Origin of the sequence: Polynucleobacter antarcticus (assembly GCF_013307245.1) — a bacterium.
Taxonomy (GTDB): Bacteria; Pseudomonadota; Gammaproteobacteria; order Burkholderiales; family Burkholderiaceae; genus Polynucleobacter; species Polynucleobacter antarcticus.
Window position 1 is genome coordinate 491,224 of record NZ_CP028941.1, and the last position, 21,224, is coordinate 512,447.

The 21,224-nt window shown below is 46.9% G+C and carries 18 protein-coding genes; 8 read left to right on the forward strand and 10 right to left on the reverse strand.

The window, feature by feature from the left end; all coding sequences use genetic code 11:
* The first annotated feature begins 207 nt into the window (after nucleotides 1–207).
* A complete protein-coding gene (locus tag DCO16_RS02585; protein ID WP_173942213.1) occupies nucleotides 208–2,400 on the forward strand; it encodes a cyanophycin synthetase in 2,193 nt (730 codons plus the stop codon).
* Entirely contained in the window at nucleotides 2,401–4,971 is a 2,571-nt protein-coding gene (gene cphA, locus DCO16_RS02590) for a cyanophycin synthetase (RefSeq protein ID WP_173942214.1), read from the forward strand.
* Nucleotides 4,972–4,987: 16 nt separating this feature from the next.
* Here cphA and DCO16_RS02595 read toward each other — a convergent pair whose 3' ends face one another.
* Complete coding sequence (locus DCO16_RS02595; protein ID WP_173942215.1) at nucleotides 4,988–5,998, reverse strand: class 1 fructose-bisphosphatase; 1,011 nt, start codon at nucleotides 5,996–5,998, stop codon at nucleotides 4,988–4,990.
* Nucleotides 5,999–6,173: 175 nt separating this feature from the next.
* On the opposite strand from DCO16_RS02595, the gene DCO16_RS02600 reads away from it, so the two are divergent.
* Both DCO16_RS02600 and DCO16_RS02605 read left to right on the forward strand, forming a co-directional pair.
* Nucleotides 6,174–6,380 carry a type II toxin-antitoxin system VapB family antitoxin gene (locus tag DCO16_RS02600; protein ID WP_173942216.1) on the forward strand — a complete coding sequence of 69 codons (207 nt, stop codon included), beginning with the start codon at nucleotides 6,174–6,176 and terminating at the stop codon, nucleotides 6,378–6,380.
* Entirely contained in the window at nucleotides 6,380–6,763 is a 384-nt protein-coding gene (locus DCO16_RS02605; RefSeq protein WP_173942217.1) for a type II toxin-antitoxin system VapC family toxin, read from the forward strand. The genes DCO16_RS02600 and DCO16_RS02605 overlap by 1 nt, the downstream gene beginning before the upstream one ends.
* Before the next feature lie 9 nt (nucleotides 6,764–6,772).
* On the opposite strand, the gene pepN is transcribed toward DCO16_RS02605, so the two are convergent.
* The 5 genes from pepN to DCO16_RS02630 form a co-directional block, all read right to left on the reverse strand.
* Nucleotides 6,773–9,403 carry an aminopeptidase N gene (gene pepN / locus DCO16_RS02610; protein ID WP_173942218.1) on the reverse strand — a complete coding sequence of 877 codons (2,631 nt, stop codon included), beginning with the start codon at nucleotides 9,401–9,403 and terminating at the stop codon, nucleotides 6,773–6,775.
* Nucleotides 9,404–9,435: 32 nt separating this feature from the next.
* A complete protein-coding gene (locus DCO16_RS02615) occupies nucleotides 9,436–10,014 on the reverse strand; it encodes a TMEM165/GDT1 family protein (RefSeq protein WP_302480380.1) in 579 nt (192 codons plus the stop codon).
* A 121-nt stretch (nucleotides 10,015–10,135) separates the two neighbouring features.
* Nucleotides 10,136–11,254 (reverse strand): alanine dehydrogenase, encoded by a 1,119-nt coding sequence (gene ald, locus DCO16_RS02620; protein WP_173942219.1) that lies wholly within the window; start codon nucleotides 11,252–11,254, stop codon nucleotides 10,136–10,138.
* Between the two features lie 10 nt (nucleotides 11,255–11,264).
* Nucleotides 11,265–12,647 (reverse strand): amino acid permease, encoded by a 1,383-nt coding sequence (locus tag DCO16_RS02625; protein WP_173942220.1) that lies wholly within the window; start codon nucleotides 12,645–12,647, stop codon nucleotides 11,265–11,267.
* 251 nt (nucleotides 12,648–12,898) lie between these two features.
* The gene (locus tag DCO16_RS02630) at nucleotides 12,899–13,663 is read right to left on the reverse strand and encodes a tRNA threonylcarbamoyladenosine dehydratase (RefSeq protein WP_173942221.1); all 765 of its coding nucleotides are present in this window, start codon (nucleotides 13,661–13,663) and stop codon (nucleotides 12,899–12,901) included.
* Between the two features lie 22 nt (nucleotides 13,664–13,685).
* Between DCO16_RS02630 and pdxH the strand changes: the two genes are divergently transcribed.
* A complete protein-coding gene (gene pdxH / locus DCO16_RS02635; RefSeq protein ID WP_173942222.1) occupies nucleotides 13,686–14,321 on the forward strand; it encodes a pyridoxamine 5'-phosphate oxidase in 636 nt (211 codons plus the stop codon).
* Here pdxH and msrA read toward each other — a convergent pair.
* Nucleotides 14,318–14,890: a peptide-methionine (S)-S-oxide reductase MsrA gene (gene msrA, locus DCO16_RS02640; protein ID WP_173942223.1), complete on the reverse strand. Its 573-nt coding sequence runs from the start codon at nucleotides 14,888–14,890 to the stop codon at nucleotides 14,318–14,320. The genes pdxH and msrA overlap by 4 nt on opposite strands.
* 51 nt (nucleotides 14,891–14,941) lie before the next feature.
* Here msrA and DCO16_RS02645 point away from each other — a divergent pair, with 51 nt between their 5' ends.
* On the forward strand, nucleotides 14,942–16,339 hold the full coding sequence (locus DCO16_RS02645; RefSeq protein WP_173942224.1) for a coniferyl aldehyde dehydrogenase: 1,398 nt from the start codon (nucleotides 14,942–14,944) through the stop codon (nucleotides 16,337–16,339).
* Here the strand turns inward: DCO16_RS02645 and leuE are convergent.
* Complete coding sequence (leuE, locus tag DCO16_RS02650; RefSeq protein ID WP_173942225.1) at nucleotides 16,331–16,996, reverse strand: leucine efflux protein LeuE; 666 nt, start codon at nucleotides 16,994–16,996, stop codon at nucleotides 16,331–16,333. The two genes, DCO16_RS02645 and leuE, sit on opposite strands and share 9 nt — an antisense overlap.
* A 239-nt stretch (nucleotides 16,997–17,235) precedes the next feature.
* On the opposite strand from leuE, the gene DCO16_RS11325 reads away from it, so the two are divergent.
* Together DCO16_RS11325 and DCO16_RS02660 are read left to right on the forward strand one after the other, a co-directional pair.
* On the forward strand, nucleotides 17,236–18,849 hold the full coding sequence (locus DCO16_RS11325) for a DEAD/DEAH box helicase (RefSeq protein ID WP_173942226.1): 1,614 nt from the start codon (nucleotides 17,236–17,238) through the stop codon (nucleotides 18,847–18,849).
* A 2-nt stretch (nucleotides 18,850–18,851) separates the two neighbouring features.
* A complete protein-coding gene (locus tag DCO16_RS02660) occupies nucleotides 18,852–19,415 on the forward strand; it encodes a chorismate--pyruvate lyase family protein (RefSeq protein ID WP_173942227.1) in 564 nt (187 codons plus the stop codon).
* Here the strand turns inward: DCO16_RS02660 and DCO16_RS02665 are convergent.
* Nucleotides 19,409–20,221: a uroporphyrinogen-III synthase gene (locus tag DCO16_RS02665; protein ID WP_173942228.1), complete on the reverse strand. Its 813-nt coding sequence runs from the start codon at nucleotides 20,219–20,221 to the stop codon at nucleotides 19,409–19,411. The two genes, DCO16_RS02660 and DCO16_RS02665, sit on opposite strands and share 7 nt — an antisense overlap.
* A gap of 15 nt (nucleotides 20,222–20,236) precedes the next feature.
* Complete coding sequence (hemC, locus tag DCO16_RS02670) at nucleotides 20,237–21,211, reverse strand: hydroxymethylbilane synthase (protein WP_173942229.1); 975 nt, start codon at nucleotides 21,209–21,211, stop codon at nucleotides 20,237–20,239.
* Nucleotides 21,212–21,224: the final 13 nt, after the last annotated feature.

Sequence of the window (21,224 nt, forward strand, 5' to 3'; positions counted from 1 at the left end):
ATCCTAAAAGTATAGTGGAGCCTACTTTTTTCTATTTATATGTTTTGTCAACTTTAAAGGCCAGAAAGCCGTTAAATTATCAAATTGAAGCTTTTTATGTAATTTTGCTAATTTTGTGGATTTTTAATAATTATTAGAAACAGAGAGACAGTTTGAAATATCCCTGCCCTTATCGCTTGCGGTAGCAGAGATCATCCTATTCCACACATGCCCCAATTACTCGATAAAACGATTGAGATTCTCAGTCATAGGCATCTTCGTGGCCCCAATATGTGGAGCTACAACCCAGCACTCGAAGTGTTGATTGATATTGGGGATTTAGAAGATCATCCGTCAGACTTAATCCCAGGTTTTTACGATCGTCTTAGCGCCTGCCTTCCTAGCCTGTTTGAACATCGTTGTAGCTATGGAGAACCTGGTGGGTTTTTAAAGCGCGTCGAGGAAGGTACCTGGCCCGGTCACATTCTTGAGCACCTCACCATTGAATTACAAAACCTATCGGGAATTCCGGGCGGCTTTGGAAGAGCGCGTGATGGCGGTCGAAGAGGCGTCTACAAAGTAATCGTGAGCGCAAGTGAAGAGGCGGTCACACTGCAAGCCTTTACGTATGCACGCGATCTTTTACTGACTTTAATTAAAGATAATGGCGATGCTGTTGCTCAAAAAAACCAAATCATTGAAGCTTTGAAAGAGTTGAGTGATGATCTGTGTTTAGGTCCCAGCACTGCTTGTATTGTGAATGCTGCAACTCTGCGCGAAATCCCGCACATTCGGCTTTCCAGCGGTAATCTCGTTCAACTGGGTTATGGCTCTAAGCAACGTCGTATATGGACGGCAGAGACAGATCAAACTAGTGCAATTGCAGAAACCATTTCTCGTGATAAAGATTTAACGAAGAGCCTATTGGCAAGTGCTGGTGTTCCAACCCCACAAGGTAGAACTGTCACTAGTCCTGATGACGCCTGGGAAGCGGCGCAAGATATTGGCTTACCAGTTGTTGTCAAGCCGATTGATGGCAATCACGGTCGTGGGGTCTTCATTAATTTGCATACCCAGCAAGAAATTGAAGCTGCGTATGCAGTAGCAATTCACGAAGGTAGCGAAGTCTTAGTAGAGCGTCATATTCAAGGCGATGAACATCGACTATTAGTGGTTGGAAACAAAGTGGTTGCAGCGGCGAAAGGTGAAACGGTTTGGATCACTGGAGACGGCAAACATTCTGTACTAGAGCTCATTCAAATTCAGATTAATTCAGATCCACGTCGTGGTAATACCGAAGAGTGCCCTCTGAATCCCGTACGCATTGACTCAGCTGTTGAACTTGAGCTCGCCCGTCAGCAGCTTACTGGCTCTGGCATTCCCGTCAAAGATCAAAAAGTTCTTATTCAAAGTAATGGTAATGTTGCGTTTGATGTCACTGACTTAGTACACCCCGATGTAGCTAGTCAAGTTGCTTTAGCTGCCCGCGTAGTAGGGCTAGAGATTGCAGGGGTTGACTTAGTAGCACAAGATATTAGCCAACCCCTCGCAGATCAACACGCAGCCATAGTTGAGGTGAACGCAGGGCCAGGTCTGTTGATGCATCTGAAGCCTGCCAGCGGCAAGCCGCAACCAGTTGGCGAAGCGATTGCCGAACACCTATTTCCGCTCGATGTTGATTTCCGCCTACCGATTATTGGGGTCAGCGGAGCTAGTGGAAGATCTACAGTCGCTCAAATCGTAGCGCATTTTATTAGACTTACTAATTTACATGTTGGGCTTTCTTCAAGCAAAGGCCTCTACTTTGGAAATCGATCTATCCAAAGACAATCGCCTTCGTATTGGGAGAATGCGCGACGCACATTACAAAATAGAGCAATTGAAATTGCTGTACTCGAGAGCGATAACGCCTCCTTACTACTTGAGGGCTTAGCTTATGATCATTGTCAAGTCGGCATCGTTCTGAATGTAGACCCTCTCCAGCTATTCCCGGAATACTACATTAGCGATGAAGATCAGCTATTTAATGTGGTTCGTACTCAGGTTGATGTTGTCGTGCCTACCGGCTTTGCAGTGCTGAATGCAGACGATCCTATCGTGACGAAAATGGCAGAACTGTGTAAGGGCACCGTGATTTACTTTACTCAAGATGCTGCATCTCCAGTAGCTCAGGCCCATCTGAACAATGGTGGCCGTGCAGTCCTTATAGGCCAACAACAAATTACACTGATGAGCACGGGGCAAGATTCAAAAAGTATTCCGATTCCACGCCATGCAGAAGCAAGTGCCAGCACACCGTGGAAAGTCATCAATTTAGGAGCGGCTATTGCCGCGGCGTGGGCGCTAGATATTCCATTTAACGTCATCGAAGCTGGTGCTGAAACTTTTGTTTTCGAGCCCAGTGTTCCAGTAGGAGCTTAATTGGAAATTACCCGTATCCGCATGTTGCGTGGCCCTAATTTATGGAGCCGCCATACCGCCCTAGAGGCGATTGTTTCTTGCGATGAAACCGAACGCTCGATTGATTCCATTCCGAACTTTGAAAATAAGATTCGTGAGCGCTTTCCTCAATTAGGAAGCATGCGTCGGGGTGCTCATAACGAGGTTCTGTCTTTAGCCCATGCTTTAGAGCACGCTGCCTTGGGTCTGCAGTCACAAGCGGGCTGCCCTGTTACCTTTAGTCGGACAGTGCAAACCATTGAAGTCGGTGTATATCAAGTGATTGCAGAATATACCGAAGAAGTGGTTGGGCGTATGGCATTTGATTTTGCCTTTGCACTGATTCAAGCAACGCTAAGCGACGTGCCATTTGATCTTGCTGCGGCACTTGCTGAATTAGAAGCACTATATGAAGATGTTCGCCTCGGTCCCAGCACAGGCTCTATCGTCGATGCCGCCGTCCAAAGAAATATTCCCTATCGCCGTATGACTGAAGGGAGCATGGTTCAGTTTGGCTGGGGCAGTAAGCAAAAACGTATTCAGGCTGCAGAAACCAGTGATACCAGTGCGATTGCCGAGGCAATTGCACAAGATAAAGAACTCACTAAAAATTTACTGACTGCTGCAGGGGTGTCCGTTCCTGTTGGCGAAGTAGTGACTACAGCCGATGAGGCATGGCATGTGGCCCAAAAAATGGGGGGTCGTATTGTCCTCAAGCCGAAGGATGGTAATCAAGGTAAAGGGGTGGTAGCTAATATTCAGAGTGAAACTGAGGTACGTGCCGGTTTTATTGTCGCGCGAGCCCATGGTCGGAAAATTATTGTGGAGCGCTACTTACCAGGTGCTGACTATCGCTTACTAGTAGTTGGCAATCGCCTCTCTGCAGCAGCCCGTCGTGAGCCTGCTCAGGTAGTAGGCGATGGCAAAAATAGTGTCGCCCAATTAGTGGAACTAGAGAATCAGAATCCCTTACGTGGTGATGGTCATGCAACCGCCTTAACCAAAATTCGTTTTGATGACATTGCACTGGCACATTTAGCCGGCAATGGCTTAAACCCTCAATATGTGCCCAAAACGGGTGAACGGGTGTTATTGCGAAACAATGCCAATTTAAGTACAGGCGGTACCGCAACAGATGTAACGGATGACGTGCATCCCGATGTTGCAGCTAGCGCTATTGCTGCAGCACAAATGATTGGCTTAGATGTTGCTGGCGTTGATATTCTTTGTGAAGCTATTTATAAGCCACTGGAAACTCAGGGTGGTGGGATTGTTGAAGTCAATGCAGCACCAGGTTTACGTATGCACCTCAAACCTTCGTATGGAAAAAGTCGCCCTGTTGGAGAAGACATCATGAACATGATGTACCCCCAAGGTGATGATGGCCGCATTCCGGTTGTGGCCGTTACTGGTACCAATGGCAAAACAACGACAGTACGATTGATTGCACACCTTATTAATGAAACTGGCCAGCGTATCGGCATGACCACTACTGATGGGGTTTACATTAATCATCGCCGCATTGACTCTGGTGACTGCAGCGGTCCGAAAAGTGCGCGCAATGTCCTTATGCATCCTGACGTTGATGCCGCTGTTCTAGAAACTGCCCGTGGCGGCATGTTGCGCGAAGGCTTAGGCTTTGATCGCTGCGAAGTAGCGGTAGTGACCAATATTGGTGAAGGTGATCACTTAGGCTTAAATTACATTGCTAGTGTTGAAGACTTGGCGATTCTCAAAAGGGTGGTGGTGCAGAACGTAGCACCAACAGGCGCTGCAGTACTCAATGCAGCGGACCCGATTGTCGTCAAAATGGGTGATGTCTGTTCGGGACGTGTGATCTTCTTTGCCCAAAATCAACATCACCCTGTGATTGCCGCTCACCGAGCTAAGAATAAAAAAGTCATTTACTTTGATGGTACTTATATTGTGGCATCTAAAGGCGCACGGGTGGTCTATCGCTTTCCAGTGAGCGAGATTCCTGTGACCCAAAATGGCGTTCTAGGATTTCAAATTGAAAATGTGATGGCCTCTATTGGTGCTGCCTGGGCTCTGAATTTGGATGCAGACCATATTGCTCGCGGCCTTCTTTCCTTTGAAAGCACTACCAATGCAGTACCAGGTCGCTTTAATCAGTTTCAGCATAAAGGTGCAACGGTGATTGCTGACTATGGTCATAACCCAGATGCGATGCGTGCCCTAGCGAATGCGATTGAAGCGATGAAGCCTAAAAAGAGTCATGTTGTGATTAGCGGTGCTGGTGATCGTCGAGATGAAGATATTCGAGATCTCACTCGCATTCTGGGCAATAGCTTTGATAACGTCATCCTGTATCAAGACCAATGCCAACGTGGCCGTGAAGATGGTGAGGTATTAAAACTGTTGCAAGAAGGTTTGGTTGGCACGACCAAAGCTAAGCGTGTAAAAGAAATTACTGGTGAATTCTTGGCTATTGATACGGCTTTGGATGATCTATCTCCAGGTGATATCTGTTTGATCTTGATTGACCAGGTTGAAGAGTCTCTTGCCTATCTCAAAGAAAAAGTACAGCCCTAAGTACGACCCCAAGTCCTTAAACTTGTGCATGGTAGTGCTGTAAACGCTCAATCTCTTCTTTAGAACCCAACATGACGGATACGCGCTCATGTAAGTCTGTAGGAATTAAATCCATAATGAGTTGATCGCCGTTGGTGGAGGCGCCGCCCGCCTGCTCTACCAAAAAGCTCATAGGATTAGCCTCATACATTAAGCGCAACTTGCCTGGCTTGTGGGGCTCACGTTGATCCCATGGGTACATAAATATTCCGCCGCGGGAGAGTACACGATGTACATCTGCCACCATAGAAGCAATCCAGCGCATATTAAAATCTTTGTCACGCTCGCCACTGACTCCAGCCAAACACTCCTCGACGTAACGACGAACAGGTTGTGCCCAATGTCGCATATTTGACATATTGATGGAGAATTCTTTCGTTGAATGGGCAATCTCTACCGCATGCTTAATGAGTACAAACTCACCAGTAGTCTTATTCAAGGTAAACATCACCACGCCATCACCTAGTGTCAAGGCCATCGTAGTCTGAGGTCCATAGACGACATAACCAGCAGCCACTTGATGACGCCCGGATAATAAAAAGTCTGCTGTTTGTAAGGGTGCCGTTGGATCTTGTTTCTTCAACACAGAAAAAATAGTGCCGATCGATACGTTCACATCAATATTAGATGAGCCATCAAGCGGATCAAATAAGAGCAAATAGTCGCCAGTACCTTGAACGGGTAATGGCAATTCCATCTCTTCAGAGGCTAAGCCAGCAAGGGATTGACAGCCTTGCACCCCCTCAATTAATAAATCGTTCGCAATTACATCTAGCTTTTGCTGAACCTCGCCCTGCACATTGCCAGTCCCTGCTGAGCCCAATAAGCCAATCAAAGCACCTTGCGCTACTTCATGACTCAGAGTCGTACACGTATCAGCAACCGCAATCAATAGTTCTTGTAGGCCCACAGGAATAGCGACGCCCTTGACCTTGGTGGACTCTAGGTACTGCTGAAATGGGGTATTGAAGTTGGCTGGGGCGGTCAAATGGGTTTTCTCCAAAAATCTAATGAAGCAGGATATGAATGGGGTCTATTTTGCCTTGATATATTTAAAACCTCTGGCTCTATGCCTATTGATGCTGAATTTGATGTTAATATACATCATTATTGATGATGTAATCACAATAGTATCGTAAAGACAAAACCAGAAGGGTAGTCCTATGAGAACGACTGTAACGATAGATGACGATCTTTACCAAAGAGGCTTAGAGCTTGCAGAGCCGGGGATGGATAAATCCGAGCTGTTTCGGGAGGCAATGACTGTTTTTGTCAGAGTGCAGATCGCAAAACGCTTAGCAGCTCTGGGTGGTGCAGCCCCTAATATGAAAAGCATCCCTCGCCGTAGATCTAAGCATGAGGGGCTTTAATGACGATGGTGTTAGCCGATACCTCGGTATGGATTGCTCATTTCAGAAAAGCCAATCCATCACTGCAATCCCTCTTAATTAATGATCAAATTCTCTGCCATCCACTGGTCTTGGTAGAGCTCTCTTGTGGATCCCCGCCCTCCCCCAGAGTCAAAACTTTAGATCAGCTGAAATGCTTACGTCAGGCAACAGTAGCGACTCCAGATGAAGTAATGGCATTTGTAGAAAAGCATCAGTTTTATGAATCAGGTTGTGGAGCCATAGATGTCTCTTTGCTCGCCTCAACGCTGCTATCAAAACATGCCCTCATTTGGACTTTTGATAAAAAGCTAGAGGCACTCGCTAGGCAACTGGATATTGCTTATGAAGAGAGCATTCACTAATAGCTTGTGCTATTGCTCAATATTTCCCAAAGCCTTAGACACCACCTCTTTCACATCTGGAGAGAGTGTTTCGCAATCACTTACCAGCTTGAGGGCTGCCTGCATTTGAGTGCGATAAGGTTCGGAAAACTGCTTCCAGCGATCTAAGCCTCTTGCTAGGCGTGCTGCTATCTGAGTGCTATCTGAGGGTCTAATGGCATCTAAGGCGAGCACTGATTCTGCCCAAAAAGCATAGCCACTACCATCTGGCTGATGAAAGCTGGCAGGGTTATTTAAGCAAAAAGCATGAATCACGCTACGCACACGATTGGGGTTATTCATTTTAAAAGCGGCATGATCGCGTAAGCGTTTCACCTCACTTAAGGTGGAGTCTGCGTTAGCAACGGGCGGTCTACTTGACTGCAAGCCAAACCACTTATCAATGACCAAGGGATCGTCTGCAAAGCGAGTGTAGAAATCTTCTAGGCACGCTGCGGCAGATTTCGAGCCATGGACAACCAACCCGGCTAAGGCCGCATATCGATCTGTCATATTGTCGGCTTGCTGATATTGACTAACAGCCATAGTTGCCCAGATCAAAGGATCAGCCTCAAGCAACATACCTAATGCGAAGTTCTTTAAAGCCCTTTTACCAGCGCTGCTTGCATCTGGATTGAATGGTCCAGGAATTTGCATTTGCTGATAGAGCGCGGCCCACTCTATTCGGAGCTCAGTAGCTATAGCATGGCGGAAAGCACGACGTGCTGCATAGATTTTTTGAGGATCTATACTCGCACACTGCTCATATAGATAAGTCTCCGCTGGCAAGGTCAGTGCAAGCTCTTTAAAAGCCGGGTCTAAATCTACATCCGTCAAGAGTTGGCGATAGGCATCAATCAATGGAGCATCAGGTAAACGATTTTGCAAAATCATCTGCATCGCTAACTTTTGACCAGCTTCCCAGCGATTAAACGCATCATCATCCCCAGAAAACATCGCTAACAAATCTGACTCACTTTGATCAAAATCTAAATTGATCGGAGCAGAGAAATTACGATTAATAGACAGTACTGGGCGGCTTGCTAAATGATCAAAGGTCCAGGTTTGACTCTCTTGAGTCAACTCAAGCAATACCTCTTCCTGCTCGTCTGCTTCAGTCAGTAGGCGCATCTTTAGGGGAATATGAAATGGCTTATATTCTTTATTAGAAATATGCTCTGATGGACTTTGTGTCAAAGTAATTTGATACTCTTGTTTCGCAGCATCATAAGACTCTTTGACGATGACTTTTGGTGTTCCCGCTTGACTGTACCAATTTCTGAACTGGGTTAAATCGCGCCCATTTGCATCGGCCATCGCTGCTAAGAAATCATCACACGTAACGGCTTGGCCATCATGGCGCTTGAAATACAAATCCATTCCCTTACGAAAGCCATCGACCCCCAGCAAGGTTTGATACATGCGTACCACCTCAGCGCCCTTTTCATAGACGGTGACGGTATAGAAGTTATTAATCTCTTGATAGGCATCAGGACGAATAGGATGGGCCATCGGACCAGCATCTTCAGGAAACTGGAGTTGACGTAAGAGGCGCACATCTTCAATACGCTTCACTGCCCTGCCAGACTCACTGCCCATTTGGTCTGCTGAAAACTCTTGATCACGGAAAACGGTTAAGCCCTCTTTGAGTGAGAGCTGAAACCAGTCACGGCATGTCACTCGATTGCCGGTCCAATTATGAAAATACTCATGCGCTACGACGCTTTCGATATTAGAAAAATCAGCATCGGTTGCCGTCCCAGGCTGCGCTAAAACAAATTTTGTATTAAAAATATTGAGGCCCTTATTTTCCATAGCCCCCATATTAAAATCACCCACTGCCACAATCATGAAACGTTCAAGATCTAATTCAAGGCCATAACGCTTTTCATCCCAATGGATGGATGCAATTAAAGAATTCATGGCATGACGGGTCTTTTTTAAATCATGTGGTTCAACCCAAATTTGTAATAACTTTTTTGCCCCACTACTAGTGGTGATTGTCTCTTCGATACATTCCAACTTACCAGCTACCAGCGCAAATAAATAGGAGGGCTTTGGAAACGGGTCTTCCCATACTGCGCAATGCCAGCCATTAGGAAGCTTTTCAGAACTAAGTAAATTTCCATTCGATAACAAGACGGGATACTCAGCCTCACGGGCACGCAGTGTCACCCGATAGCGCGCCATGACATCAGGCCTATCAAGAAAATAAGTAATTTTTCTAAATCCCTCAGCTTCACACTGGGTAAAGAAATTGCCATTAGAAACATACAAACCCATCAGGGAAGTATTTTTCTCGGGCACACAAACACAAATAATTTCAACAACAAAGGGTTTGCCACCTTCATGAGGTAAAGCATGAATAGTTAATGCTTCTGGATTTAATTCAAATTGGCGATGTGCTTCACCATTAACTCGCAAACTCACAAACTCCAGATCATGGCCTTGAAGTACCAAAGATGCTCCCGCCTCATGACCTGGCCCAGGTAGCACCTCTAATCGGCTTTTCACAATGGTCCGAGCTGGGTCTAAGGCGATATCGAGCTCAACCTGACTAAAGGTGTAATTCGGGGCTTGGTATTCGAGCCTTTGGAAGCTTTGTGGCAGATCAGTTTTCATGGAGTAATTTTAAGCCTTCAACAACTACTTTGCTAACCCCAAATGAGCGTTGCTACACCAATAGCAATAAAGGTAATAGCGGCAACGGCATGTATCCATCGGATAGGCATACGCTTAGTAAATTTCTGCCCAACCCAAACTGCTGGAGCATTCGCTAGCATCATGCCTAAAGTAGTGCCTATCGTCACCGCAATCACATCAGGATATTTCGCCCCCAGGGCAATGGTTGCAATCTGCGTTTTATCACCCATCTCCGCCAAGAAGAAGAGTCCAACAGTGAGTATAAATACCTGAAGGGCCCGATCAGCTACTTTAGAGCCTGCTGCATCATCAATATGGTCAGGGACCAATAGCCATAGTCCGATGCCCAAAAAGCTCAAGCCCAAGATCCACTTGAGTAAGTCTGGGCTCATGAAGGTAGTTAACCAGTGGCCTAAAAACGCAGCGCAAGCATGGTTTGCAATTGTCGCAATAAATATGCCGCCAATAATCGCTAAGGCTTGCTTAGGGTAACGGGCAGCTAACATTAAGGAAAGTAGCTGGGTTTTATCACCCATCTCTGCCAGGGCTACAACACCAGTAGAAAGTGCTAATGCAGAATAATCGAGCAATTTAATCTACAAGGAGTGTGTTATTCATCTGATGATAATAAATGAACTCTGCAAATAGAGCCTCAATAAAGACTTAGGAAGATGGTGGCGTACATTAATAGTGAGTTACGCCACCAAACTCTTACACCGTGAGCAATTCTTCGGCAGAGGTATAGGCCTGCTTTTGAGCTTTGGCTACAGGCTCTGAAGTGAGGACACCTTTATGAACACTTAAGCCGTTTCTCAAATGACGATCCTGCGTTAAAGCCATCATGCCCCCTCGATTTGCTAAAGCCTCGACATAAGGATAAGTTGCATTTGTCAAAGCAAAAGTTGAAGTGCGTGCTACAGCTCCCGGCATATTGGCTACGCAATAGTGCAGTACACCATCTACGATAAAAGTAGGATCGGTATGCGTAGTTGGCATCGAAGTTTCAAAACAACCGCCTTGATCAATGGCCACATCGACTACTACTGCTCCTGCCTTCATTTTACGAACCATCTCTCTGCTGACTAACTTCGGTGCAGCAGCGCCGGGTAATAGCACAGCGCCAATCACCACATCTGCCTCACATACTTCGAGCTCTACTAACAGCGGATCTGCATAAAAGGTGCGTACGCGATTTCCGTAAAGCATGTCAATCTGCCTTAAGCGATCAATATCCCGATCAAAAATACATACTTCTGCACCCATGCCAACCGCCATTTGCAGAGCATTGCGCCCCACTACGCCAGCGCCGAGGATGACTACTTTTGCAGGCATCACTCCAGGCACACCCGCCATCAATATGCCTGAACCGCCATGCGTCTTTTCAAGATGGATAGCAGCAGCCTGTATGGACATCCTGCCAGCCACTTCACTCATAGGCGCTAAGAGTGGCAATCCACCACTCCCTGAGGTGACGGTTTCATAAGCAATACAGGTCGCCCCTGATGCCAATAGCGCTTTTGTCTGTAATGGGTCTGGCGCCAGATGTAAGTAGGTAAAGAGCATTTGGTCTTCGCGCAACATAGCGCACTCCTGAGCTTGAGGTTCCTTGACCTTCACGATCATCTCAGCTTTAGCAAAAACCTCCGCAGCACTATTAATTAAAGTAGCGCCTGCTAAGCGATAAGACTCATCTGTTAAACCAATTTGCTCACCGGCACCACGCTGAATTAATACTGAGTGGCCATGTTTACATAAACCCCGCACATTTCCTGGGGTTAAGCCAACACGAAATTCATTATTTTTTACTTCTTGAGGTACGCCAATAATCATTTAAGTCTCCTTATTGAAATTTACGATTCAGTTTTGTTTTGTGATGCAAGCCAGCGAGATAAAACATGATGAGATACAGACCTAACAAACAGGGGCCTAATACCAAGGCAATTCGCGCATCTTCATGAAAGCCCATCATCACTACTACTAAGCCAATAAAGGCCAATGCAAACCAAGAGGAATATGGCCACCATGGAGCGCGGTAACCCAATTGCTCAACCTGATCTTTTGTCAGAGAACGACGGAATTGAATTTGAGTAACAAGAATGGCAATCCACACCATCAGGCCAATAAAAGTCACTGCTGCCATGACGTACTGAAATGCCTTATCTGGAACAAAGTAGTTCAATACCACTCCCGACATGCATACCGCAACGGTTGCTATCACGGCACGATGAGGAACACCATACTTAGATAGTTTGGCAAAGGGGGATGGGGCATAGCCATTTGTTGAGAGTGCATACAACAATCGACCACCACTAAAGATGCCGGCATTACAAGATGACAGCGCTGCTGTAATGACCACAAAGTTAATAATTCCAGCCGCTTCACGCAAGCCAATACGCTCGAACATCACTACAAATGGACTGCCTTGCTGACCTACCTCATTCCAAGGAAAGATCGCTAAGATCACTAAGATGGCGCCCATATAAAAAATCAAAATGCGCCAAGCTAATGAATCAATTGCCATCGGAATAGTTTTGCGTGGGTTCTCTGCTTCACCAGCAGATAAGCCAATCATCTCTATACCAACATAAGCAAACAAGACCATTTGTAAGGAAAGTAGCATCCCTGAAATACCATTCGGGAAGAAGCCGCCATGTTTCCATAAATTACTAAGGCCAATCGGAGTCCAGTCATTGGTAAATCCAAATAGAATCACTGCAGCACCTAATGCAATCATGGCCACAATCGCAACGACTTTGATTAAGGCAAACCAGAATTCAAATTCACCAAACACCTTGACAGCGATGAGATTAATTAAGCCCATCATTAAGATCGAGGAAAGCGCCCAAATCCATTGTGGAGTTTCAGGGAACCAGATGCCCATGTAGATACCAACGGCAGTCACTTCAGCAATACCCACCACAATCCAATAGGTCCAATAACCCCAACCCACCATATAGCCAGCCAATGGTCCGACATAGGTATTGGCATACGCTGCAAATGACCCCGCTACAGGCTCATGTACGGCCATTTCTCCTAAGGTTCGTAGAACAATGAAAGCAACAATGCCTGCCAATAAATATCCCAAGAGGATGGAGGGGCCGGCAATTTTGATGGCACTTGCTGAGCCAAGAAATAGTCCGACACCAATTGTTGACCCTAAAGCCATCAGACGAATATGCCGTACTTTGAGATGACGCTTTAAACCAGTGTGTTCAGTCTGCAAAAGAGACCTCCTTTCGATTTGTCATTGGCAACTCACCAATGGAGCAAAGTCTAGGGAGGAGTTCTCATTAGTACTAGGGGACCAAAATACCCAAATTAACCAAATGAACAAATACGATACGAGGAAAAAAGATCCAGCCCTATGAATAGAGGCTGAGAGAGAAATGCTTCATTGAGGGATGACAGCAGAATACGTACTTTCCTACAGGGATTGCCCTTAAGGGTTTAGCAATACTTTTTGAAAATGACTACTTACTCTGAGGTAATAGCTTGAGCAGCAATGAGATTTAATATCTCAGCCGCAGCAGCTAAGCCACAGGCTGCGGTCACCATCACCGTAGAGCCATAACCAGAACATGCTAAGCCACCACTCGCTGCGCCAGCCCGCGGCTCATGGGAATAGATAGCGCGAATACCGATCTTCCTCTTAAGATTTCTGGAGAAGCCGTGATCTTGTCTCAGCCCTTGGCGTACCTTTGCTAGCAATGCATCTTGCTCAGTACGCGAGAGATCATCACAACGTACCGAGGTGGGATCTGACTTGCCACCAGCTGCGCCACACATCACTAAAGCACGTTGATGCTGCACGGCCCAGACTGCGAGGGCAATTTTTGTTTGTACTGAGTCGGTAGCATCTAAGACCAAAGCATTATCTGGAATCAATTGATCAAGATTTGTGGGCTCTAAAAATGCATCGTGTGTAGTCAGAATGATTTCAGGGTTGATCTGTCTAATGCGATCCGTCATGGCCTCTACTTTTGCTTTGCCATACTGCCCCTCAAGGGCATGCAATTGACGATTGGTATTACTTTCTGCTATGTGATCAAAGTCCACTAGAACCAAATGACCAATCGCAGTCCGCGCTAGAGCTTCAGCCGCCCAAGATCCCACGCCCCCCAAACCAGCCACTACCACGGTGGCATGACGAAAGTGTTCACGCAGCTCAGGGCCATATAGACGTGCTACACCCCCGAAGCGACGATCATCTGCGCTGTCTTCTAACTTGTCTTCTGCCATAGCTTCTCTTTATACTGAATAAATGGATCCTATTGCTCAACTGCGTAAAAACTATACCTTTGGTGAACTTTCAGAAACCGAAGTACCAGTCAATCCCATGACGCTGTTTCAGGTCTGGTTTGATCAGGCTGTCAAAGCCCAATGCCCCGAGCCAAACTCCATGACCTTAGCGACTGCGGATCAAGCAGGCAACCCATCAGCCCGTATTGTCTTACTAAAAGGCGCTGACCAGGATAGCTTTAGCTTCTTCACTAATTATGATAGCCAAAAAGGGAAAGAATTAGCAATACGCCCTCAGGCAGCATTACTCTTTCACTGGCATGAACTTGAGCGTCAAGTGCGTATTAAAGGGCTAGTTGAGCGTATTCCTGCAAGCGAAAGCGATGCGTACTTTCATTCTCGTCCTGCTGCCTCCAGAATCGGAGCCTGGGCATCCCCACAAAGTACCGAGATTCCAAATCGCCAGTTTCTTGAAGAGGCTGAAAAACGCTTTGCTGCGCAATTTGGTGACCAGCCACCGCGCCCCGAGCATTGGGGGGGATACAGCTTACAGCCAACAGAGATCGAGTTTTGGCAAGGCAGACCTTCTCGCTTGCATGACCGCATTCACTATCAATTCACCGGCTCTGGCTGGGATATCCGCCGCCTTGCGCCCTAGCGAAACGCTGGGGCAATACGAGACTGAAACTTTGTCCTGAATTTTGCTAATTTAGGGGCCACTACGGCCATGCAATAACCCTGCCCGGGATGCTGACGGTAATAATTTTGGTGGTAGTCCTCAGCAGGGTAAATGACGGGTGCGACATCAATTTGAGTCACGATAGGGTTGGAATAGATCTTTGCATCCTGTAATTCTTGAACGACCTCATATGCGATGTTACTTTGCACATCGTTGTGAGTAAAAATCACCGATCGATACTGCGTACCATGATCATTACCCTGATAGTTCAACGTTGTAGGGTCATGAATCACAAATAAGATCTCTAATAAATCCCGATAAGTAATAAGAGTAGGATCAAAGTAGATGTCTACAATTTCTGCATGCCCTGTTGTACCAGTGCAAATAGATTCATAGTCTGGATTAGGCAAAGCCCCGCCTGCATAGCCCGACACCACAGCGCTTACTCCCGTAATTTGCTGATAAACCGCTTCGAGGCACCAAAAGCAGCCACCCCCTAAAGTCGCACGCTCCAAGGTTGGTAGATTTTTCTCAATGATTTCGTTCATGGCCTTATGCTAATGCCTTATTCAATCATTTGCTTGCCATTCGTAGACCCCATGTCAATAAACCGCTTCACCCTTCAATTAGATGAAATCAGAGCAGCTTATGCTGCAGAACCCAATCCAAGCCTTGAGGTTCGACTAGAACGCATTGGGCGTATTGAGAAAATGGTACGCGCTAATGAAGAAAAGATCTGCAAAGTGCTCGAAGCAGATTTTGGTATTCGTCACCCTATTGAAACAAAGCTTGCTGAATTTCAAATGGTTTATCAGGCATGCAAACATGTGCATCAACATCTCAAAACCTGGATGAAGCCCCTTCTAGTTGACACCCCTGGATTCCTAGGCTCTTCTAATGCTTGGACTCAAAGCCAATCGATGGGTGTAGTTGGCATCATGAGTCCTTGGAACTATCCAGTTCAGCTGGCACTGGTTCCAGTGATCTCTGCCTTAGCAGCGGGCAATCGAGTTTGGCTTAAACCTTCTGAGAGAAGTTCGCGCACCTCAGGATTCTTGGCCCTATTGATTGAGGAATATTTCCACCCGAGTGAATTTTGTGTGACCACTGGCGGGATCGATGTAGCCGAATCGTTTGCGGCACTACCTTTTGATCATCTATTTTTTACTGGCTCAGAAGAAACTGGCAAAAAAGTGATGCGTGCTGCCGCTGACCACCTCACTCCTATCACTCTCGAGCTGGGTGGTAAATCACCGGCCATAGTCGACTTCTCAGCCCAACTTCCTGAAGCTGCTGCCAGCATCATTTACGGCAAGCTGATCAATAGCGGTCAAACTTGTATCGCACCAGACTACGTACTGATCAGTCCTAATCAATACGATGCTTTTGTACAAGCATTGCAAAGTGCAGCTCAGAAGCAATTTTCTAATCCAGCTGAGTGCACAGGCCCAATCGATAAAGCCCAATTAGAGCGCTGGCAATACTTGGTGCAGGATGCAGTGGATAGAGGTGCTACTGCTATTCCTTTAATTACCTCCATATTTTCCAATTCATTTACTCCTGTTGTGCTCGTAAATGTTTCTACTGATTCCTTGGTGATGCAAGAAGAGGTCTTTGGACCCATCCTGCCGATCATCACCATCAGCGATATCTCAGCAGCGATCAGCTTCATTAATAACAAACCTAAGCCTCTGGCCTTGTACTGGTTTGGCAAAGACAAGCAGTCGATGCAACGTGTTCTCAATGAAACCCGCTCAGGTGGCGTAACGATCAACGACACCCTATTGCATGTGGCAGTGGAAGACCTTCCTTTTGGTGGCATCGGTGCAAGTGGCATGGGCGCATATCACGGTAAAGCAGGGTTCGATACCTTTAGTCATTGCAAATCGATTCTTCAGGTACGCGGTCTCTTAGGATTAAATATCTTACGTGGCACCGCGCTTGCACGACCACCCTACGGAAAAGGCGTAGAGCGTTTACTGCGCTGGCTAAAGTAACAAGTTCACTGCAAAGCCCAGAAGCAATAAACCTACAAATCCCCAAAGCAAGGCTGCATGATCAGGATGCCTCTTAAAGTATCCTAAGAAAAAATATCCTGCAAATATAAGGCTGGCTAAGTAGCTCATGCTCACTATTTGCAGCACAACTGCTAAGTAGAGAAATGCATGTAGGGGTTGTGTATATTGCGGATCAATAAATTGCGTAAAGAATGAGACAAAGAAAAAGATGGCCTTAGGATTTGTTAAGGACAGCGCTAAGGCAGCAAGCGTGGGATGTAGATTATCGAAGTAACGCACACTATGCATCGTCTCTTTTGCATTCTCGGGGCTACGCCATCTCTCGATTCCGGTCCGCAAAAAACTTATGCCCATCCACCCTAAATAGGCTGCGCCCAGTAAGCGCAGAACATTAAAAATGACTGGTGATGAATTCAGTAACGTGGCGGCACCTAAAATAACGCCTAAGATCAAAATAGCATCGCCAATAAAAATACCTAAGGCTGCCCCAGCGCCAGCACGCCATCCTTTTTGCGATGTGATCGCTAATACATAAAGAGAGTTTGGACCCGGGAATAAAATCGTGAGTATCGTTCCCAGCAAATAGGTTGCGAAGTGAACGATGCCAATATTCGAAGGGTTTGTGAGCCAATCCATGACAACATCATAATTAAATTCGGGAAAACCCTTGTAATCGGACTACGACACTGTCATAATAAGAGGCTTTTTTAAGCAATTTGATTCATCGCCCCCCAGCTATATTTCAGCGATTCGTTTAGAAGTTATAAACACACAACGCTGCCGCCTGCCTGATGGTCGATGCCTTTGACCATCACACTCGATAAAAACAATGAGTGTCCATACGGAACCGTCCCTTCAAGGGGATGTGTAATAGCATGACTTTTTCTAAAGAAACGAATCACGAGCCTAAAAACTCACAGCCGGCCGGAAATGAATTCCAGTCCTTTGCCCTCTCGGCATCACTCCTTAAAAACGTTGCTGAACTTGGATACACCCAAGCCACTGAAGTGCAAGCTCAGGTTATTCCTGCAGCACTTGCTGGCGGAGATCTATTAGTTAGCAGCCAAACCGGTAGCGGCAAAACCGCCGCCTTTTTATTGCCTTTGATTAATCAATTGATTGAAGACAACCCAAATAACTCTCCTGTGCCAGGTCGCGCCCAACCTAAGGTATTGGTACTTTGCCCTACTCGCGAACTAGCCCAACAGGTCGCTGCTGATGCAGTAAACTTAGTACGTGGTCTCAAAGGGATTCGTATTGCTACTGTAATGGGCGGCATGCCATACGGTAAACAAATTCAAGCCCTGAAAGGTGCCTTACTCGTAGTTGCCACCCCAGGTCGCTTGCTGGACTTGACCGACAGCAAAGCCATTCGTTTGGATGATGTGAAGCAACTCGTAATCGATGAAGCAGATCGCATGCTCGATATGGGATTTGCTGATGACCTCGAAGCTATTGATAAGCGCTGCTCTGGTCGCAATCAGACCTTAATGTTCTCTGCTACTTTTGCACCAAAGATTATGTCTTTAGCAAATGAGTTAACTACCAATGCCATGCGCATTGAGCTTGCTCATGCTGGTGAGAAGCATGCCAATATCGAGCAAAAGTTACATTGGGCCGATAGCATGTCACACAAGCATAAATTGCTTGAGCATATTTTGGCTGATGCCACCTTAGATCAAGCAGTGGTATTTGCAAGTACACAAATTGAAAGTGAAAAAATCGCTGACACCTTACGTGCAAACGGTTATGAAGCCAGTGCCCTGCACGGTGCAATGCCACAAGCGGTTCGCATGCGTCGTCTCGAGTCTTTACGTAAAGGTCACACTAAAATTTTAGTGGCGACGGATGTGGCGGCACGCGGTATTGATGTGCCCCGCATTAGTCACGTGATTAACTTTGGCTTACCCATGAAGCCTGAAGACTATACGCATCGCATTGGTAGAACCGGGCGTGCTGGTCGTAATGGGGTAGCAATTACTTTAGTAGAGCATCGTGATCGTGCAAAGATTCGCAACATCGAACGCTTTACACAGCAAGACATCGTTGCATCTGTGATTGCCGGCTTAGAGCCACAAGCCAAGCCTAGCTTTGGTGGTGGAGGTGGTGGTCGTCCTGGTGGCGGTCGCTCCGGTGGCGGTAATCGCTCTGGCGGCGGTGGTGGTAGCGGCGGTGGCCGTTATGGATCTGGTGCACGTTCAGAATCACGCTTTGGTGGCGGTGGTTCAGGTGGCGGAGCTGGCGGTGGAAACCGCTCTGGTAATCATTACGAATCTCGCTCTGGCGACTCACGTCCTTCAGGCGATTCCCGTCCAACTGGTGATTCACGGCCAGCTGGCGGTAATCGTTTTGCGGATTCACGCCCTGCACGCTCTGGTGATTCACGTCCAACGGGTGGCAGTCGCTCTGGTGACTCGCGTCCTTCAGCAGGCCCCCGCTTTGCCAAACCCAAAGTAGCTGGTCAACGTAGAAGTTTTAGCGGCAGCTAAATATGATTCACCGTCGTCGCCTCCGTTCTGCATGGGATCGAGTCGATTCTGGTGAATTACATCGCGCGCCACGCAAGTGGCAGCCTTGGCTCAGTGATACGGGCTCTCTGACGCAAAAAATTGAACTCGCCATTGGCCAAAAGCTAGAAGTCATTGTTTTGCGAGATTGCCGGCAAAATCTGAATAGCGACGAGAGTCGCTATTTTCATTTCAAGATTAAACGTTGCCGAGTTCGAGAAGTCCTTCTCTGCGTCAACAATATTCCACTCGTCATGGCGCATAGCATCATTCCTAGTGCTAGCTCTAGCGGCAGCAACCATGCAGTACTACGTTTAGGGAAAAAACCGCTTGGTGCCGTATTATTTTCAAAAAAGCGAATGCACTCTTCAGCTCGACCACTTCGAGAAATCGCTCGCCTTGATCGACACAGTGCGTTGTGGCAGAAGTGTTTCAAACAATATTCAGCATTACCCAAAACTGTCTGGGGAAGACGTACTTTATATTCTCTTAAGGGGCATCCGCTCTTGGTGAGTGAAATTCTATTGCCAGCTCTACAGCACTATTGAGTAAGTAACCAGGTGTGAGTTGCACGCATTAATGCGTCATCACCTGCTTCACAAGTCAGCACTTCCCCAAAGCCAATCTGCCGAGCAGCATCAGCAATATTGCGATGTGAACACAGAGCGCTAGCGCTTGCTATCGGCAACTTCACTTGCCCTAAGTGACGAACTGCTTCAGATGAAGTTAATAACCAAAGAGATTGTGCATAGTCAATCTCACGAATGTCATGCCAAATAGGGCTTTCAAGGTCTAGAGGTATACGTGTGTAAACAGAAATTGCCTCAAGCTGTGCACCTGCACCGATGAGGGTATCGGCCAACCACTCACGGCCCCCTTCTCCTTTAAAAATCACTACTTTTTTATCGGCCCAGTTCCACTGCAATTTTTGCAACTCATGCCATAAGCCTTCTGAATCCCAGTGCGCAGTATCTGAAGGGACAATGATCTTGCTTGGGGCGTCCGCCATAGTCATGCCATGATTTTTTAAAGCATGCAGACTGCTACCCCCCATCACACCAATTAAAATTGGCTTATCGGATAGCACTTGCCAAGACTTCTCAAGCAAACGCATCGTGCACTCAATCGCATTGGGGCTCACAAAAATTGCTAGGTCGGCAGTGTGTAATGATGTCGCTATTTGATTGGCTAAAGCATGATCACTCTTAGGGACAATGGTCAGCAAGGGCAATGAAATCATATGGGGCAAAGCTACTTTAGCAATTCCGCTAGTACGCAAATTTGCCTGCAACATTTCTGACAATTGCTGGGCTTGCCCACTAGGGCGAGTAATAATAATCGTCTTATTACTCATGATGGCTAAGCTGAATTACTTTGGCAAACCATTTGGCAGCAAGCTCGCTGCACCCTGAGCAATGAGGTCTTGGGCTACTGCGAAGCCGAGGGCTTCAGCCTCCTCCATATTCTTTACGGGTCCTTTACTACTCGCTAAGCAGCTTGCTTGTCCATCCACACTGGCTACAAAAGAACGAATGTGCAGATGATCTTGATCCCAAGTAGCATGGGCGGCCAATGGCACTTCGCAAGAGCCGCCTAACTGGCGCGAGACCATGCGCTCAGCTGAGACCGCAAGCAACGTAGGTAGATCATTTAAAGGGGCAAGCCATTCTTTAATATGGGGGTTTGAAGATAGCGTTTCGATTCCCAAAGCACCTTGACCGGCCGCAGGGGTATAGGGGTCATATGGCAACAAAGCCTTAATACGACTGCCAAGGCCCAAACGCTTTAATCCAGCAGCAGCCAAAATGATTGCTTGGTATTGCCCACCATCTAATTTACCCATGCGGGTATCTAAGTTTCCGCGCAGAGGCTCGATGACTAAATGAGGAAAGCGGGCTCTCAAAACGGATTCACGGCGCAGGCTTGAAGTCCCCACCACTGCTCCCTGAGGGAGGTCTTCCAGACTGGCATAGTCATTCGAGACAAAGGCATCACGGGCATCTTCACGCTCCATAACGCAAGTGAGGTCAAAGCCAGCGGGCATATCCATCGGCATATCCTTTAAGGAATGCACTGCCAAATCGGCTCGGCCGTCTTCTAGAGCGGTTTCCAGCTCTTTCACAAAAAGGCCCTTACCGCCCACTTTAGAGAGGGCTCTATCAAGGATTTGATCCCCTCGGGTGGTCATACCCAAAATCTGCACATCGCAGCCTGGGTAACACTGTTTAAGGCAATCTCGGACATACTCAGCCTGCCACATTGCTAGGCGGCTCTCTCGAGAGGCAATCACGAGGCGTACAGGGGGATTAGGGTGCTGGGACGGGGAGAAAGAAGTTTGTGACATAACATTTAAAATA

What these genes read in the sequence shown, in the direction of transcription:
- DCO16_RS02585 (WP_173942213.1), top strand. Translation starts at nt 208, where the DNA reads ATGCCCCAATTACTCGATAAAACGATTGAGATTCTCAGTCATAGGCAT.
- DCO16_RS02600 (WP_173942216.1), top strand. Translation starts at nt 6,174, where the DNA reads ATGAGAACGACTGTAACGATAGATGACGATCTTTACCAAAGAGGCTTA.
- DCO16_RS02605 (WP_173942217.1), top strand. Translation starts at nt 6,380, where the DNA reads ATGACGATGGTGTTAGCCGATACCTCGGTATGGATTGCTCATTTCAGA.
- pepN (WP_173942218.1), bottom strand. Translation starts at nt 9,403, where the DNA reads ATGAAAACTGATCTGCCACAAAGCTTCCAAAGGCTCGAATACCAAGCC.
- ald (WP_173942219.1), bottom strand. Translation starts at nt 11,254, where the DNA reads ATGATTATTGGCGTACCTCAAGAAGTAAAAAATAATGAATTTCGTGTT.
- DCO16_RS02630 (WP_173942221.1), bottom strand. Translation starts at nt 13,663, where the DNA reads ATGGCAGAAGACAAGTTAGAAGACAGCGCAGATGATCGTCGCTTCGGG.
- pdxH (WP_173942222.1), top strand. Translation starts at nt 13,686, where the DNA reads ATGGATCCTATTGCTCAACTGCGTAAAAACTATACCTTTGGTGAACTT.
- msrA (WP_173942223.1), bottom strand. Translation starts at nt 14,890, where the DNA reads ATGAACGAAATCATTGAGAAAAATCTACCAACCTTGGAGCGTGCGACT.
- DCO16_RS02645 (WP_173942224.1), top strand. Translation starts at nt 14,942, where the DNA reads ATGTCAATAAACCGCTTCACCCTTCAATTAGATGAAATCAGAGCAGCT.
- leuE (WP_173942225.1), bottom strand. Translation starts at nt 16,996, where the DNA reads ATGGATTGGCTCACAAACCCTTCGAATATTGGCATCGTTCACTTCGCA.
- DCO16_RS11325 (WP_173942226.1), top strand. Translation starts at nt 17,236, where the DNA reads ATGACTTTTTCTAAAGAAACGAATCACGAGCCTAAAAACTCACAGCCG.
- DCO16_RS02660 (WP_173942227.1), top strand. Translation starts at nt 18,852, where the DNA reads ATGATTCACCGTCGTCGCCTCCGTTCTGCATGGGATCGAGTCGATTCT.
- DCO16_RS02665 (WP_173942228.1), bottom strand. Translation starts at nt 20,221, where the DNA reads ATGAGTAATAAGACGATTATTATTACTCGCCCTAGTGGGCAAGCCCAG.
- hemC (WP_173942229.1), bottom strand. Translation starts at nt 21,211, where the DNA reads ATGTCACAAACTTCTTTCTCCCCGTCCCAGCACCCTAATCCCCCTGTA.